A 15,668-nucleotide genomic window follows, 5' to 3' on the forward strand; every position below is an offset into this window, starting at 1 on the left:
ATCACCTCGTCCGCAGTTCGAGCAGGTGGTACTCCATGACGCCCACTTCCTCGATCCGGCGGACCTTGCGCAGCATGTCGATCCGCAGGCCGGCCTCACCGGCGAGCACGTCGAGCCGTTCACGGTCCCCGAGGTGGGCGGTGCCCAGCAGCAGCCGGCCGCCGTCGGTCAGGTGCTCGTGCGCCCCGGCGAGGTAGCGGGCCTGGCCCCGGTAGCCCGGGTCGAAGACGGCGGTGTGGATGTCGCTGGAGAGGGCGAAGCCGTCCTCCACGTAGGTCCAGGGCACGTTCCAGAAGATCGTGTCGAAGCGGCTCAGGGGATCGAGCGCCGAGTACATGTCGCTGTGGAGGACGCGGACCCGGTCGCCCACACCGTGCCGCTCGGCGTTGGCGACGGTATTGGCCACGGCCTTCTCGTTGATGTCCAGCGCGGTGACGGAGGCACAGCCACTGAGTGCGGCGGTGACGGCGATGACGCCCGTACCGCAGCCGACCTCCAGGAACGAGCCGTCCCGGGGATAGGGCACCATCGAGGCCATCACCTCGGTGGCCGCGCTCAGTGTGCTGGGCCAGACACCCCGGTGCAGGCTCCACTCCCGGCCCAGCAGGGTGAAGGTGTCCGGCAGGTCGTCACCGGCGAGAGCGTGCTGCAGGGCCCTCGCCACGTCCTCCGGCGACTCTTCGACAGTCATGCCCACTCCCTCTTCGGCGGTGCGGTTCCGGTCATCGGGTCAGCTCGGCGGCGTACCGGACCAGCGCTTCGCGGTGCCGGCCGATCTTGCGGAACGCCTCGGCGTACTGGTCGATGAGCACCGTGTCGTCGGGCCAGGCGGTGAAGGTCGGCAAGGAGAGCGCGTGCTGCTCGACGTGCTCGGCCTGCGAGTCGGCCCCCGGCGTGGTGGCCTTCTTCGGGACTCCGGGGAAGAGGGGGTTCTCGGTGCGGGCGTAGAGCGGCAGGGTGGACAGCCGGGGGCCGGAGGGGGCGCCGACCTCCATGCCCTCGGCGCGCAGCGCCCGGATGAGCACCGAACGCGGAACGCCACCCAGCGCCTCGGGCCGGTAGAGCGGCTTGTAGCCGTACCAGGCGCCCATGTCGACGTGGTCGGCGACATGGACCTGCTGCAGGTACTCCACGTCGGCGAGCTGCTCGCCGAGGTGCCGCAGGCACCGGTGCCGGGCCTCCTTGCGTGCGGGGAAGGCGGCGAGGGCGTGCCGGGCGACGATGGCGTTGAACGGCGACATGCGCAGCTTGAGTCCGAAGCCCGTGACCCAGTGGGCCCGCAGGTCCTCGTCGAGGACGGAGTCCCGGGAGCGGTCCCGGTAGTGCCCGAGGAGGGTGGCGCGGTCCTGGACCCCGGGGTCGCTGGTGACGAGGATGCCGCCCTCTCCGGCGTAGACGGCCTTGTTGGCCTGGAGGGAGAAGACGGCGGCGTCGCCGAAGGTGCCGACCGGCCGGCCCTTGTAGCGGCTGCCGTGGGCGTGGGAGCAGTCCTCCAGGACGCGCAGCCCGTGCCGTTCGGCGATCGCCAGGATCGCGTCCATGTCGCAGGGGTGGCCCCACTGGTGGACGACGGTGACGACCTTGGTGTGCTCGGTCAGCGCGGACTGGAGTGCCTTGGGGTCCAGGCCGCGGGTGTCGGGGTCGATGTCGGCGAGGACCACGTCACCGCGCAGCGCGAAGACGGGGCTCAGCGCGGCGTGGTAGGTGAGCGCCGGTCCCACGACGTCCACCCCCTCGCGCACGCCGAGGGCGAAGTAGGCGGCGAGGAGCGCGCTGGTGCCGGAGTTGAAGGTGACCGCGTAGCGGGCGCCGCCGTCCAGGAAGGCGAGGAAGTCGGCTTCGAGCCGGCCGATGGGGCCGCTGTTGCCCTTGATGGAGATGTCGGTGTTCCGCTGCGCGGCCAGCTCGGACAGCTCCGCCTCGTCCGCGGGGGGCGGCCACACCTCGTGGGGCAGCGGCCGCGAGATGGCGGGTGCGCCCCCGAGGAGGGCGAGCCGTTCGTCGGTGCTCATGTGCTCTCTTCCTGTCCTTGCGGGGTGGGTCAGGCGCATCGGTTGGTGAGGCCGCTCGTTCCGCCCGGTCGGGCCCGGTAGATTCCGTCGATCGTGCGGACGGTGGCGAGTTGACGCAGGAGGTGGTCCCGGCGGTAGTCGCGGTCCTCCAGGCGGTCCAGGTAGTGGATGAACATGGAGCGCGTGATGTCGGTCCTGGATCCTTCCGGGGCGTAGCGTTCCAACGGGGCCCCTCCGACGGCGTGCAGGATGGCCGCCCCGGGGGAGACGGTCAACGCGCCTTCCGAACCGAGCACGCAGAGCTGTTCGGTCTTCGCGAGGCTGTGGCGCGAGATGCGCAGCGAGCCCGCCAGCCCCCTCGACGGGTAGCTGCACAGGAGGGCGACCAGGTCCTCCAGCCGGCGGTCCCGGGTCTCCTGGTACTGGTGCACGAAGGCCGAGTGCACCCGGGGGGCTTCGGGGAACATCCCGTTGAGCACGTCGACGAGGTGGTAGCCCATGTCGAGGAGCACACCGCCCCTCGCCTGCTCCCGGGACGCGCGCCAACCCGTGGTCGGACGGGCCAGGTTGAAGTGGTAGTCGTAGGAGAACCAGTAGGGCCTCCCGATCCGCGCGAGGTTGTCCCGGGCGAACCGGAACACCGGGTCGAAGTTCCGTTGCAGCAGTGTGAAGACGCTGCGGTCGGCCTGCTGCGCGAGATGGATCAGTTGGCGCGCTTCGGGTTCGGTGACCGCGAACGGCTTCTCCTTGATGACGTGCCTGCCGTGCGCCAGCAGCCGCGTACAGACCGGGAAATGCTCGCCGTGCGGCACGGTGACCACTGCGGCGTCGAAGTCGACGGCTTTCAGTGCCTCGTCGAGGCTCCCGTAGTACGGGAATCCCCATTCGTCGGCGAGTGGCACGGCGGGCGGGGCGGAGTCGACGCCGCCGACGATATCGGCACTCTCCTGGACGATCGGCAGGTACTCCTTTCCTTGATGCCCGGCAAATCCGATCATCAGGACTCGTGGTCGCGGACGGATGTTCTTCAGCCTGTCGCCGGGCATGCAGAATATTCCCCTCGCAGAACACCGCTCGACGATGACGTGGGAAGTCGGGAAAGAGTTGTGCGGCCCGGATCGGACTTGTGTGTCCGCAGACGGTTCAGAGAGCCGTGCGGCTCCCCGAAGGGTCGGGGCGCCAAGCGTGTGCCGCGGTCACGACGTCCTTGATGAAGGTGCTGCCGCTGCGCAGGGTGTTCTCGTCGAGCAGCGTGACGTCCTCGGCGGCCAGCCAGGCGAACTCGGTGTGCTTGTCCGGTTCGAGTGCGGGCGAGGAGAGGTCCCCGTCCACCTCGACGAGGTAGTCCGACTCGATGTGCCGGATGCCGTCCCCCGTCCACTCCGTGTGTGCGACCCGGGCGAGAACGCGGCGCAACCGCCACCCCGTCTCTTCCGAGATCTCCCTGCGGAGCGCTTCCAGGAGGGATTCCCCCGGTTCGACGGCGCCACCGACCACGTCCCAGCAGCCGGGGAAGAGGGAGCGGTCGGCGGAGCGGCGTTGGACGAAGATCCGGCCGGCCGGATCACGGATCAGCGCGCCCACCACCGGTCGGGTCCGGGCTGCCCCGGTCATGAGGGTCCCCCGTCGCGCTCGGACGGGCACGGGGGTACGGAATCAGTATTCCCGTACGAATGGTCGAACGGGCGGGGGGTCGGGTATTCCGAACGGCGGGGTCGAGGCGGGACGAAGCGGCCTGGATTCGAACTGGAGAATGAACGACCTGAAGCTTGCATCTCCACTCCGCGAGGTTAGCCGAATCCCGGAGAACAGGTGCGAGGACGAACTATTTCGGGGCGCCCCGAGTTCGACTTGACACGGCGAACGGTCGCGTGCTGAGGGATTGCCTCCCGGTGTGTGCCGCGGATCCGCCCCGGCGGAATCGCCGGGGCGGCGCCTTGTCCGCGCACGGTCCGGTATCGGCCCGGTCCACCTGCTCCATGGCGACGGGGCTCCGGCAGCGGATTCTTGAGCGATTCTTTCCTGCCACCGCTGACGGATCGTGAGGGAACTCTATTGGCCGGATCGGCTACGCCTTCGCGTCCCGGCGATGCCGTCCTCCGGCCCCGCCGACCCGGCCGGCGCCTCCGTTCACCGGCGGCGCGCGACCACGAAGGCGTAGCCGATCTCCGCGAGGGCACCGAACCGGGGGAGGGAACGGGCGAAGTCGAAGAACTCGTAGTGCGGGGCGTCCGCGGAGGGGGTGACATCCGCGAAGGCATCGGCGAACGCCTGGTAGGTGGGCCGGACGTGCTCCCCGATGTCCTGGAACTCCAGGACCTCCAGACCGGCGCGGTCGAGGGCCGTGCGGAGCTCCGCCGGCTCGGGGAGCGCGGGGGACCCGAACGCCCGGCAGGTCCGGCGGACCGTCTCCGCGGCCTCACCGGTCACCGGCGACCGGAGCAGCACGTCGGTGACGACCAGCGTGCTGCCGGGCCGCAGGGTCCGGGCGATCTCGGTGAGGGCGGCGGTCCGGTCGGGAATGTGCATCATGGACTCGATCGCCCAGGCACCGTCGAAGGACGCGGACTCGAAAGGCAGTGCGCAGGCGTCCGCGTACCGGAAATCCACCCGGTCGGCGAGCCCGGCGGCATCCGCCCTGGTCCGTGCGAGGGCGATGTCCTCGGCGCTGACCGAGACTCCCGACACCTGGCCACCGGTGGCCCGGGCGATGCGCAGCGCGGGCCGGCCCGTTCCGCAGCCGACATCCAGCAGACTGCGGCCGGGTGCGGCGGCCAGCCGCCCCGCCACGAGGTCGGTGAGCCGGTCGGTGGCCTGGTCGAGCGACCGTCCGTCCGCCGGGTTGTCCCAGTAGCCGACATGGATGTTCCCGTCGACGGACGCGCCGTCCACGGTCTCGGTGTGCTCGTCACGGAGCGGGTCAGGGTCGAGTGAGGACGGGACGCCGTGCTGCACGGACGGGTTGTCGGTCATCGCGATCTCCCGGGTACGAGGGGTGAGTCGGCGGGTGACGAGGGGCGTCGGCGTTCGCCGGGGAACGGGCACAGGTGTTCCCGGACGAACGCGACGCCGTTCCGCATCTCCTGAAGGACTTCCCGTGCGACCGGTGGTGGGAACCGCAGCTCCGTGACCGGTTACCGCAGGACGGTGATGGAGGTGGCGAGGTGGCCGTCGTGGACGTGCCAGTGGCCGTCCAGGGCGGGGAGCGGGGAGGGGACGAGGAGGACGGCGGTGAAGGTGCCGTCCGGGCGGAGGGTGAGGTCGGCCTCGGAGAAGTCGACGAAGGTGCGGGTGAGCGGGAACCAGGTGTTGCCGCCCGTGCGGACGAAGCCGAGCGGGCGGCCCCGGCCGTTGCAGGCCAGGTGGAGCTTGGTGCTCAGTCCTCCGCGGGATCGACCGAGGGCGTGATCACCCGCTTCGTCCCGATCGGTTGCCCCCTTTTGCCGCCGGTGGCGTGCTGGTGGGCCCGCACGATCGTCGAGTCGACCGACACCAGCCGGTCGATGTCCCCGGCCGAGTCCTTCTCCGCCTGGATCGCCCGCAGCATCCGCGAGAACGTCCCGTCCAGCGCCCACCTGCGGAAACGGGTGTAGGCGGTTTCTAGCGGTCGTTGCAACACGTGGTCGGTTGTCTGGGCCGCGAGGAGTTCAGCCAGACGCTCGGCTGGGGTTTCCCGGCCGAGCGTTTTGCGTGGGCGGCGGTTGAGCTGGTCGGCGACGGCGACCAGGCGCTCGGGCGTGTGGGCGGACAGGTCGGTGCCCTTGGGGAAGTACTGGCGCCCGGGCCCGGTCGGAGGGGCCTGAGTGAGGTCCGTCGGCACCGCCGATCGGGCGACCGGCCGTGCCGTCCAGGGTGTTCGGGGCGCCGGGAGGCGGTGCACGCCAAGCGTGCTGCGGCCTCGCCGTGCGGCCGGGGGCCGCCGCCCCCGGCTAGGCCGCGGTGCGCCGGGCGATCAGGTTGCCGATCGCGGTGTAGACGACCGCCGGGATGCCGTAGTCGAGCAGCACCTGGACGGTGTGGTCGGAGACGTTGAAGAGTCCGCGCGACCAGCCGGCCAGCCAGTCGGCGGCCGTGTGGAACCAGTCGACGACGGTGTTCGCCCGGTTGGCGTCGAGCAGATCGAGGAAGATCCAGACGACCAGCACGCCTGCGACGACGTGGGCCAGTGCTCTGATGGCCGAGTTTGCGCTTCTCATGCTCTCCGCATTGCCCGTGGAGCCCCGGGCAAACCGGCGTCATTGATCTCAATTCCCTTGGTCTGAAAGGGCTTTGTCAGAAGGAAGAGGCTGCCGCGGTCGACGGTGCACCGTGCGGGCCAGCCGCCGGCCGACCAGCAGGTAGCCGAGCAGCGCGCCCGTGGTGTTGAGGACGACGTCGTCGATGTCAAAGGCCCGGCCGGTGACGAGGGCGCCCTGGACCAGCTCGACCAGCAGCATGACCGCCGCCGTCCGGATCAGCACCCGGAACAGGCCCCGGGCCCGGGGCCACAACACCGGGAGCAGCAGCCCGAACGGCGCACCGAGCAGCACGTTCCCGCCGACCTGGCGGATCGCGTCCACGGTGGTGGCGTGCAGCAGGTAGTGGCGCAGCGAGTCGCCGGGCCGCACATTGCTGTGCACCCGGCCCACGGCTCCGGGGACGGCGACGAGCGTCACGCGGGCCAGTACCACCGCGAAGGCGACCATCATGAGGAAGGCCACGAGCAGCGCGAGCCACCGGCCCAGCGTCGCGGCCCAGGAGCGGCGCTCGCGGAGCGGTGCGCCCTGCCCGGGCGGATCGCCCGCCGGCGGTTCCCCCGTCAGCGGCTCCCCGGTCAGCCGCTCCCCGATCAACGGCTCCCTGGCCAGCTGCTCCCGGGCGTCGGCGGCCTGCGGCGTCCGACCGCGCCGCAGCCTTGCCGTAAGGGGCCGCCGGTGGCCCGCCCGCGTTCCGTCCCCCGCACCCGCTCCGACGGCCTGCTCCGCCATGATTCCTCCTCGGCTCCCGCACCGCGCCTGCCGCCGTCTACCCGCGCGACGCCCACCCACGCCGCGAGTCGCGGTCGCCTCGTCGGAACGTACGCTCGGCGGTGTTCGTATCGTTGACGAGAAGGTCGCGGTCGCCCGGTCGTGCGCACGGTCTGCCGAAAACGGGGCAGGTTCCCGGGGAGGCACCGAGCGGAAGGTGGTTCGGATGGATGGCACGAGCGTGCTCTGGTGGGTGGCCGGGGGCCTGGTGGCGGTCACCCTGGTGGTGGCGGTCGTCCTGGTGGTGAAGCTGGTCCGGGCCCGGCGGCTGCTGGGGGCGTCGGGCATCCCGATGTCGAAGAAGGTCCTGTTCTGGGCGTCGATCGTCTACCTGGTGAGCCCCGTCGACCTGCTGCCCGACCCCATCCTGCTGGACGACATCGGCTTCCTGCTCCTGGCGCTGCGATCGCTGAGCAAGGCCGGACTCCGGGTGGGGGATGCCGGCGAGGTCGCCCGGCTGAGGAGATGACGGGCGGCCTCCGCCGACCGGTCTCACCGACCTCGCGCGGGGGCGCCGTCGCGGGGCCCGGCCGGTGCGCCGGGCCCCGCGACCGCGCGGGTCAGGCCGGTACGGTGACCGCCCGGCCGAGGTGCCGGGCGAGGAACCGGACCGCACTGTCGGCCTCGAACCGGGGCAGGTCGATGTGCTTGCCCGCGTTGGCGTGCAAGGTCTTCTCCGTCGAGGCGAAGGCGTCGAACAGCGCGAGGCCGGCCTCGCGCGGGATGCGCTCGTCGTCCCACTGCACGGCGAACTCGATCGGCACGGTGATCTGCCGCGCCTTCTCGATCAGGGCGTCGGGCCACATCAGGCCGAGGACCGCCGCCGTGATCCGGGGCTCGGCCGCCACCAGCGGCAGCCCGATCGCGGTGCCCATGGCGATGCCGAAGTAGCCGACCGGCCCGTCGGCGCCGATCTCCGGGAGCGCCTGAAGGGCGTCCAGGACCGCCTGCCACTCGGGCACGGCGAGCTCCGCCAGGCGGGCGTTGTAGCGGACGACGATCGGCCCTTCCGGCTCGCCCACCGCCTGCGCCTCGCGCAGCGCGGCGATCTCCTGCTCGTCGTACGCGGTACGCGGCCGGTCGCCGTGACCGGGCGCGTCGATGACGGCGACATGGAAGCCGCAGCCGGTCACCAGGAGGTGGGCCCGGCCCGTCATCGCCGGATGCTTCTTGTGGGCGCCGCCGCCGTGGCCCATCAGGACCAGGGGCGCGCGATCGGCACCGGAGGCCGGTGACCAGAGGACCCCGGGGACGTCGCCCACGGTGAAGTCGCGCTCGACCATGCCGTTCGACGACGACTCGGCGGTGAACTGCGGAGTGTGCACAGGTGTTGCCTTTCGGGAGTGCCTTGGTGTCGAGGCGCTCCCGGCGACAGCTGTGTCAGTCGCCGGCCGTGGCAGGAACGGGGAGCACCCACATCGCTACAGCGTTCACGGGTCTCACCTCCTCGGGCGGTGTCACGGTCGACCGCAAGGTACCAGCCCGATCATCAGCGCTCCAACCCCTTTCCACCGAGGGGGCGGGTGCTGTTCCGGCCGGGGGTTCGGTTTTCCGAACCCCCGATCCGGGGGCGGGCACGATCGATCGCCGCGCCCGGCCGGTCGACGATGAGGTCATGGCTGAAGCGATGACCACCACAAGCACGACGCCCCCGTCGGACGGGGGCCCGCCGTCGGCCCGGCCCGCGGCCTGCGCCGAGGACCTGCACCGCGCCTACGGCCGCGGCGCCGCCGCCGTCCAGGCGCTGCGCGGGGTGTCGGTCGCGTTCGCGCCCGGCACCTTCACCGCGGTGATGGGGCCCTCCGGGTCCGGCAAGACCACCCTGCTGCACTGCCTCGCCGGCATGGACCGCCCCACCCGCGGCACCGTCCGCTGGGGCGACACCGAGGTGTCCCGGCTGTCCGAGCGACGGCTAGCGGAACTGCGCCGCCGCCGGGTCGGGTTCGTCTTCCAGGCGTTCAACCTCATGCCCGCGATGACCGTCGCCCAGAACGTCGAGCTCCCCGGCCGGCTGGCCGGAGCCCGGCCCGACCGGGCCACCGTGCTGGACGCGCTCGCCCGGGTCGGCCTGGCCGGGCGCGAACGGCACCGGCCGGGCCGGCTCTCCGGCGGCCAGCAGCAGCGGGTCGCGATCGCCCGGGCCCTCGTCGCCCGCCCGGACGTGCTCTTCGCCGACGAACCCACCGGCGCCCTCGACCGTGCCACCGGCCACGAGATCCTCGCCCTGCTCCGGACCGGAGTGGACCGGGACGGGCAGACCTGCGTGATGGTCACCCACGACCCGGTGGCGGCCGGCTACGCCGACCGCGTCCTGCTGCTCGCCGACGGCCTGGTGGTCGACGAGCTGGAGCGGCCCACGGCGGCGCTGGTCGGCGAGCGCCTGAGCCGGCTGGGCGGGTGAGCGCGATGCCCGGCCCGACCCCGACCGCCCTGCCCGCCCCGGCCGCCCCGACCCCGGCCGCCACCCGTACCGCCCCGGCGACGGGCCGCCCGGCCTTCGGCACCGTCGTGATCCTGGCGCTCGGGCAGCTCCGCCGCAGCCCCGCCGCCTTCGCCGGCTCGGCGGCCGCGCTCTTCCTCGCCGTCGCCACGGTGACGCTGTTCGGCTCGCTCTTCGCGGCCGCGGCAGCGACTCCCGCCGCTTCCGCCGCTTCCGCCGCCGGGCGGGCGCCCGCCGGTCCCGGGCTGATGGTGATCGCCGGCGCCTTCGGCGAGATCGCCGTGCTGGTCGCCTTCTTCGTCCTGGTCAACGCCCTGGGCTTCGCCGTCCGCCGGCAGCACCGCGAGCTGGCACTGCTGCGGACCGTCGCCGCCACGCCGCGGCAGGTCCGGCGGCTGGTGCGCGCCCAGGTGGTCGCGACCACCCTGCTGATGGTCGTACCCGGCTGCGCGGCCGGCGCGTTCGCCGCCCGCCGCTTCCTCGCCGCGCTGCAACAGCAGGGCATGGCCGCGCCCGCCGTGCGGGTGCCGGGCACGCCGCTGCCGATGCTGGTCGCGCTCGCGACGGCGCTGCTCGTCGGCCTGGCCGCCGGCGCCGTCGCGGCCCGGCGGATCTCCCGGATCGCGCCCGCCGCCGCACTGACCGCGAGCTCGACCGAACACGGCCGGACCGGGCCGGTGCGACTGCTCGCCGGGGCCGGTGCGCTGGCCGGCGGCGGGCTGCTGGTCCGGCTGGCCGCGACCCGCCCGGCCGACCAGCCGGACAAGGCCGGGCAGGCGGCCCTGCTCGCCTCGGTGGTGCTGCTCGCGGCCGTCGCCCTGCTGGGCCCGCTCGCGGCCCGCGCGGTCGCCGCCGTGCTGGGCGCGCCGGTGCGCTTCGCGGCGCCGCGCTCCGGCTGGCTGGCCGACGCCAATCTGCGCGGCTACGCACACCGGTTGTCCGCCGCCGTGGTGCCGGTCGCACTCCTCGTCGGCCTCTCGGGCACCATGTCGATCATGACAAGCACCGCAGAGCACGCGGCGAGCCGGGCGGCGGCCGGCGCCGGCGCCGTGACCTCCGCCACCGACGTCTGGCTGCGCCAGGCGGAGCTGGCCATGCTGGTCTGCTTCGCCGCCGTCTCCACCGTCAACACCCTGGTGGCGCTGACCGCCGACCGCCGCCGCGAGTTCGCCCTGCTCCGGCTGGTCGGCGCGACCCGCCGGCAGCTGCTGCGGATGCTCACCGTCGAGGCCGTGCTCACCACGGCCGTCGGGGTCCTGCTGGGCGCGGCGGTCGCCGCCACCGCCTCGGCGGCCTTCAGCAGGGCGCTCACCGGCTCCGCGCTGCCGACCGTCCCGGCGGCCACCTGCGGGTGGATCGCCGCCGGCGCGGCCGCGCTGACCGTGCCCGCCGTCCTGGGCACCGGCCTGCGCGCCGTCACCGGCCCGGCCGCGGAACTGGTCGGCGGCGGCCGTGACTGACCGCCGCCGCCGCGGTCCGAGGACGGCGGGCCCGGGCGGGCGGCGCCGCTCCACGGTCCGCGGCGGCGAGCTGCTCTTCGCCGTCGCGTGCCTGCCGCTCGCCGTCCTGGGCGGCGGCTACGCGCTCGCCGTCCTCTACGCGGGCGCGCTGCTGTCCCTCACCGTCCTCGGCCTGCCGTTCGTGGTCGCCGCCCTGTACGGCACGCGCGGCCTCGGCACGCTCCACCGCCGGCTGGTGGGCCGGCTGCTCGGCGAGCACGTCGAACCCCCGGCCCCGCTGCCGGCCCAGGACGGCCTGCTCGCCCGCGGCCGCGCCGTCCTGACCGACCCGGTCGCCTGGCGGGCCCTGCTCTACCTGCTGCTGCGCCTGCCGCTGGGCCTGCTCGGCTTCGCCGCGGCCGTCGTCCTGCCGCTCGGCTGCGGCTGGCTGATCGGCTTCCCGCTCTGGGTACGGCTGCTGGAGCCGGGCGAGCGGCCCGCCGGCCTGCTGGACGCGGCCGCCGTCCTGCTGGGCCTGGCCGTCCTCGCCGCCGTGCCGTGGGCCAACCGCGCGCTCGGCGAGGCGAACCGGCGCCTGGCCCGCCTGCTGCTCGGCCCGGCCCGCGCCCAACAGCGGGTCCGCGCACTCGAATCCGCCCGTGCGACGCTCCTCGCCGGGAACACCGACCGGCTCCGCCGCCTGGAACGCGACCTGCACGACGGCACCCAGGCCCGGCTGGTCGCCCTCGCCATCACCCTCTCACTGGCCGACGACGTGCTCGACCCCGCCGCCGCGCAGCCCGACCTCGCCCGCCTGCGCACCCTGGTCGACCGGGCCCGCGGCCAGACCGACGACACCATCGCCGAGCTGCGCCGGCTCACCCGGGGCATCCACCCGGTGGCCCTGGACGGCGGCCTGGGCGAGGCGCTGCCCGGGCTGGCCACCGGCTCGGCCGTGCCGGTCACGGTCCGGCTCGACCTGCGGGAACGGCCGGACGGGGCGATCGAGCAGGCCGTCTACTACTGCGCCGCCGAGCTGCTCACCAATGTCACCAAGCACAGCGGGGCCCGGGCGGCCGAGCTGTCGGCGACTGCCGTCGACGGCCTGGTCCGGCTGACGGTGCGTGACGACGGGCACGGGGGCGCCTCGTTCGGTGCCGGCGCGCGTCCCGCGTCCGGCGCGGCCGACCCGGTGTCCGCCGCCGGGACCGGCCTCGCGGGGCTGCGCGAACGGCTCGCCGCCGTGGACGGCGTCCTGCGGGTGGAGAGCCCGCCGGGCGGCCCGACCGTCGTCACGGCCGAGCTGCCGACCTCGCTCTGACGGACCGTCGGTTCTCTCGCGGCGCGGCGCGGCGCGGCCGGTCGGGGACGGGACGGCGGCGGTTTCGACGGTCCCGGTCCTCGCTCGCCGGAGATGCCGCTCGCCCGAGGTGCCGCTCGCCCGAGGCGCCGCCCGTTCGAGGTGCCGCTCGCCCGAGGTGCCGCCCGTTCGAGGCTCCGCCCGCCGTGCGGAGCAGGAAGTCGGCCGGTTCGACTTCCTGTGCTTCGGCCGACCTGTCGGCGTGCCGGCGCGGAGCACGCTGCGGCGCACCGGAACCGTAGGCGGCGTCGACGACCGGGCGGACCGAAGCTCACGCCAAGGTGACGTGCAAGCCGCCCTCGGCCAGGCTGTCGAGGACCTCGGCGAACCGATCGCGGGACCGACCGCCCTTTTCCGGACCAAGAAATGATCTTGCAGCTGAGGCCAGTGCGGCTGAGCCGTAGGCTGCGTGCCATGGCGCGATTCGATGAGGTCATGGCGACGTTCTGGGGTGCCGGCGACTACGGCGTTCAGCAACCTCTGACGGACGAGATGGTGCGAGAAGTCGAGCGCCTGCTCGGTGTGACGCTGCCCTCGGCCCTGCTGGATCTCCTGCGGGTTCAAAACGGCGGCAGCGTGGCTGCTGATGACGATGCGTTCCCCACCCGTCGGCCAACCTCGTGGAGCGATGACCACGTTCCCTTCGGCGACTTGATGGGCATCGGGCGATGCGCCGGGATGACCTCGTTGCTCGACTCCCTGTACTTGGTCGAGGAGTGGGGTATGCCAGCAGCACTGGTGCTGCTCTCCGGTGATGGGCACTGCTGGATCGCGCTCGATTACCGAACTTGCGGGCGAGATGGCGAGCCCTCCGTCACATGGTTCGAGACCGACCTCGGCTCGGAGCTCGCCCTGGCTGATGACTTCCGCTCGTTCGTCGAGGGCCTCACCGCAGGCAGCACGTTTGGCGACAGCTCCGCTGGTGACCCCGTACCAACTTGTTGACAGCGGCGTCTTCCAGGCCAAGGGCTCAATCATGAGGCAGCCGTCTTCAGAACCCGGGGCAGGTGGACGTGGAGGTGCTCGACCTCGACCTGGTGGCCACGATCACGGAGTTCGCGGGCGAGGATTTCGGTGAGACCGACCGCCCTTTTCCGGACTAAGGCCCGGAGGCAGGGGGCCATGACATTGGCAAGGTTCTGCTTTGGCACCCTGGTCGCATGGACGACTTTGCTGGCACCCAGACACCGGTCCGCCGTCTGACCGATCCCGCGGAGGCGATCACGGCGTTGGAGCTCGCGGTGCCGGGCATGACCTCGCTGCGACTGCCGACCCCACGAGTCATCGACTGGCCTGCACTGGAGGCCGAGCTGGGCGTGGCACTGCCGGTGGACTACAAGCTGCTCTGCGAGCTCTACCCGTCTTTCGTCATCGGCGACTTCCTGGGCGTCGGCAGTCCCGAGCCCGGTGGGGAGACCGGATGGGTGCAAGGGACGCGAGAAGAGCTGGAGACCATCGCGGAGTGGTGCGAGGAAGCTGACCTGGCCGTCCCGCTTCATCCGTTCCCCACCCCAGGTGGCCTGCTTCCCTGGGCCGTTTCGCCGCAAGGGGACTTCTTCCTGTGGAGCACCAATCCGACCGACCCGCAGGAGTGGACGGTCACCGTCGCCTCGCGAAGTTCCGTCTGGTGGCACTACACCGGTGGGGCGGTTCAGTTCCTTGCCGACTTCGTCGCCGGTGTACTGGAGCCGTGGGCATTGCCCCGGGTCCGAGCCGAGGTCGTTGCCTGGTGAGGCGTCAGAGAACCACCAGTAGCGGCGACGGCCCTGCGAACCGGCACCCAGCCGACGAAGACACGCGGCCTTGTGACAAGTGGCGAAGCGTTTCCCGGGGGCGGTCGCGGCCGGCCCCGGGGCTCAGGAGCCGAGGCGGCGGTCGTCGACCGCCCCGGTGGAGGAGAGATAGGTGAGCACCGCCTTGACCCGCCGGTTGTCCGCCTCGGTGGCCGGCAGGTCGAACTTGGTGAACACGGCGGCGACATGCTTCTCCACGGCCCGCTCCGACACCACGAGGCGTGCGGCGATCGAGCGGTTGGAGTGGCCCTGCGCCATCAGCTCCAGCACCTCGCGCTCGCGCGGCGTCAGCGCGTCCACCCGGCTGCGCCGGCCGCCCCGCATCAGCCGGGTGACCACCTCGGGGTCGAGCGCCGTACCGCCATCCGCGACCCGGTGCAGCGCGTCCACGAACTCGGACGTCCGGGCGACCCGCTCCTTCAGCAGGTACCCGATCCCCGCCGCGCCGCCGGCCAGCAACCGACCGGCCCAGGCCGTCTCGACGTGCTGGGAGAAGACCAGGATGCCGACCTCGGGAGTGCCCGCCCGGAGCTCCACGGCGGCGCGAATGCCCTCGTCCGTGTGGGTGGGCGGCATCCGGATGTCCACCACGGCCACGTCGGGCCGGTGCTCCGCGACGGCGGCGAGCAGCGCCGGAGCCGTGCCGACGGCGGCGACCACCTCGCAGCCGCGGGCGCCGAGCAGTTCGACCATCCCGTCCCGGAGGACGACGGAGTCCTCGGCCAGTACCACGCGCAGCTGCCTGTCGATCATGAGGCCATTATCGGGTCGGGGCGCTGGGGCGCTGGGCCGTTCTGATCGCAGAGGTGTGAGTCGGCAGGCCGACCGTCGTGCCGGCATCGAATCTGTCGCCCGGGGCGGGCTCCGGCCCGAAAAGATCGGACGCCCGCCACCGGTACCTGGTAGAACCGCGTCCGGTGGCACCTGGGCCACGAGGCTCTGGGGGCGGGATGTCGGGACCGGCCGTGGGACCGTGGCTCTTCGAACCGTGCGGGTTCGCGGACCTCCTGGCCGATGTGGTCCCGTGGTTGGAGACCTTCTGCGCCCCGGTGGAGACCGAGACCGGCGACGGCGTGGACTTCTGGGTGCGAGACGGCTCGGCCCTGGGACTGCGGGCCTTCGATCCGGCCGGCGTCGGCGTCTTCTTCCTTGCGGAGGACGAGGAGATGCCTGCCGAGGACGAGGACTACTCGGCCTTCTCGCGGCCACCGGTGCAGGGGCTGGTGGTCGGCGCCGGCTGCTCGGGCCTGGTGAACCACGTGCTGCTCGGTCACCTGGCACTCGCTCTCGCCCGCCGTCTCGATGCGCTGGTCGACTTCGGCGGTCTCCTGAGCAGCCGCCCCGCCGTGGGAGAGGACACGGGCAACGAGGCGGTGCTGGCCCGGGCGAGGGTACTGGCGTCTGCCTTCCCGGGAAGGCTCGCGGAGGTGTCCTATGACACCTGGGGCGGAGGGCGATGGCTTCGGCACGTCGGAGACGTGGAATTCCTGCAAGCATGGCTGCAGCACCCTGATTTCCACTTGATCAAGTAGTGCCTAGGCGTCTTCGGCGCCGCCTGACGCCTGGGCCTCGCCGCCACCCGGGACCGGGTTCTCGGCGTGCAGTGGTGTCGAGCGTG

16 protein-coding genes and 2 pseudogenes are annotated in these 15,668 nt (G+C 72.7%); 7 read left to right on the forward strand and 11 right to left on the reverse strand.

Features of this window, described 5'->3' with window-relative positions; all coding sequences use genetic code 11:
- Position 1: 1 nt before the first annotated feature.
- The 9 genes and pseudogenes from ACWDRR_RS21485 to ACWDRR_RS21525 all read right to left on the reverse strand — a co-directional run bounded on the left by ACWDRR_RS21485 (position 2) and on the right by ACWDRR_RS21525 (position 6,979).
- A complete protein-coding gene (locus tag ACWDRR_RS21485) occupies positions 2–691 on the reverse strand; it encodes a methyltransferase (RefSeq protein ID WP_449773772.1) in 690 nt (229 codons plus the stop codon).
- A gap of 31 nt (positions 692–722) precedes the next feature.
- Complete coding sequence (locus tag ACWDRR_RS21490) at positions 723–2,012, reverse strand: DegT/DnrJ/EryC1/StrS aminotransferase family protein (protein ID WP_449773773.1); 1,290 nt, start codon at positions 2,010–2,012, stop codon at positions 723–725.
- 29 nt (positions 2,013–2,041) lie between these two features.
- Positions 2,042–3,010, reverse strand: coding sequence for a Gfo/Idh/MocA family protein (locus ACWDRR_RS21495; RefSeq protein ID WP_449773774.1), 969 nt, complete (start codon positions 3,008–3,010; stop codon positions 2,042–2,044).
- Between the two features lie 145 nt (positions 3,011–3,155).
- Positions 3,156–3,626: an NUDIX hydrolase gene (locus tag ACWDRR_RS21500; protein ID WP_449773775.1), complete on the reverse strand. Its 471-nt coding sequence runs from the start codon at positions 3,624–3,626 to the stop codon at positions 3,156–3,158.
- Positions 3,627–4,142: 516 nt separating this feature from the next.
- Positions 4,143–4,985, reverse strand: a complete 843-nt coding sequence (locus tag ACWDRR_RS21505; protein ID WP_449773776.1) for an SAM-dependent methyltransferase — start codon at positions 4,983–4,985, stop codon at positions 4,143–4,145.
- A gap of 335 nt (positions 4,986–5,320) precedes the next feature.
- Positions 5,321–5,619: pseudogene (locus ACWDRR_RS21510) on the reverse strand (IS5/IS1182 family transposase); the annotation flags it as partial.
- A 27-nt stretch (positions 5,620–5,646) separates the two neighbouring features.
- Positions 5,647–5,790 (reverse strand): annotated as a pseudogene (locus ACWDRR_RS21515) (IS30 family transposase); the annotation flags it as partial.
- Positions 5,791–5,941: 151 nt separating this feature from the next.
- Complete coding sequence (locus ACWDRR_RS21520) at positions 5,942–6,208, reverse strand: hypothetical protein (RefSeq protein ID WP_449773777.1); 267 nt, start codon at positions 6,206–6,208, stop codon at positions 5,942–5,944.
- 48 nt (positions 6,209–6,256) lie between these two features.
- Positions 6,257–6,979: a VanZ family protein gene (locus ACWDRR_RS21525; protein ID WP_449773778.1), complete on the reverse strand. Its 723-nt coding sequence runs from the start codon at positions 6,977–6,979 to the stop codon at positions 6,257–6,259.
- A 205-nt stretch (positions 6,980–7,184) separates the two neighbouring features.
- Here ACWDRR_RS21525 and ACWDRR_RS21530 point away from each other — a divergent pair, with 205 nt between their 5' ends.
- The gene (locus ACWDRR_RS21530; protein ID WP_449773779.1) at positions 7,185–7,487 is read left to right on the forward strand and encodes a YkvA family protein; all 303 of its coding nucleotides are present in this window, start codon (positions 7,185–7,187) and stop codon (positions 7,485–7,487) included.
- Positions 7,488–7,578: 91 nt separating this feature from the next.
- On the opposite strand, the gene ACWDRR_RS21535 is transcribed toward ACWDRR_RS21530, so the two are convergent.
- The gene (locus tag ACWDRR_RS21535) at positions 7,579–8,343 is read right to left on the reverse strand and encodes an alpha/beta hydrolase (RefSeq protein ID WP_449773780.1); all 765 of its coding nucleotides are present in this window, start codon (positions 8,341–8,343) and stop codon (positions 7,579–7,581) included.
- Between the two features lie 290 nt (positions 8,344–8,633).
- Between ACWDRR_RS21535 and ACWDRR_RS21540 the strand changes: the two genes are divergently transcribed.
- From ACWDRR_RS21540 to ACWDRR_RS21560, 5 genes are all read left to right on the forward strand, one after another.
- Entirely contained in the window at positions 8,634–9,419 is a 786-nt protein-coding gene (locus ACWDRR_RS21540; protein WP_449773781.1) for an ABC transporter ATP-binding protein, read from the forward strand.
- A gap of 5 nt (positions 9,420–9,424) precedes the next feature.
- On the forward strand, positions 9,425–10,918 hold the full coding sequence (locus tag ACWDRR_RS21545) for an FtsX-like permease family protein (RefSeq protein WP_449773782.1): 1,494 nt from the start codon (positions 9,425–9,427) through the stop codon (positions 10,916–10,918).
- Positions 10,911–12,218: a sensor histidine kinase gene (locus ACWDRR_RS21550; RefSeq protein WP_449773783.1), complete on the forward strand. Its 1,308-nt coding sequence runs from the start codon at positions 10,911–10,913 to the stop codon at positions 12,216–12,218. Before ACWDRR_RS21545 ends, ACWDRR_RS21550 begins: the two co-directional genes overlap by 8 nt.
- Before the next feature lie 453 nt (positions 12,219–12,671).
- The gene (locus ACWDRR_RS21555) at positions 12,672–13,202 is read left to right on the forward strand and encodes an SMI1/KNR4 family protein (protein WP_449773784.1); all 531 of its coding nucleotides are present in this window, start codon (positions 12,672–12,674) and stop codon (positions 13,200–13,202) included.
- 215 nt (positions 13,203–13,417) lie between these two features.
- Positions 13,418–13,990 (forward strand): SMI1/KNR4 family protein, encoded by a 573-nt coding sequence (locus ACWDRR_RS21560; RefSeq protein WP_449773785.1) that lies wholly within the window; start codon positions 13,418–13,420, stop codon positions 13,988–13,990.
- Between the two features lie 123 nt (positions 13,991–14,113).
- Here the strand turns inward: ACWDRR_RS21560 and ACWDRR_RS21565 are convergent, their stop codons facing one another.
- Entirely contained in the window at positions 14,114–14,803 is a 690-nt protein-coding gene (locus tag ACWDRR_RS21565; protein WP_449773786.1) for a LuxR C-terminal-related transcriptional regulator, read from the reverse strand.
- A 197-nt stretch (positions 14,804–15,000) separates the two neighbouring features.
- On the opposite strand from ACWDRR_RS21565, the gene ACWDRR_RS21570 reads away from it, so the two are divergent.
- Positions 15,001–15,582, forward strand: coding sequence for a DUF6368 family protein (locus ACWDRR_RS21570; protein ID WP_449773787.1), 582 nt, complete (start codon positions 15,001–15,003; stop codon positions 15,580–15,582).
- The last annotated feature ends 86 nt before the right edge of the window (positions 15,583–15,668 follow it).

It is taken from the genome of Kitasatospora sp. NPDC003701 (assembly GCF_053587085.1).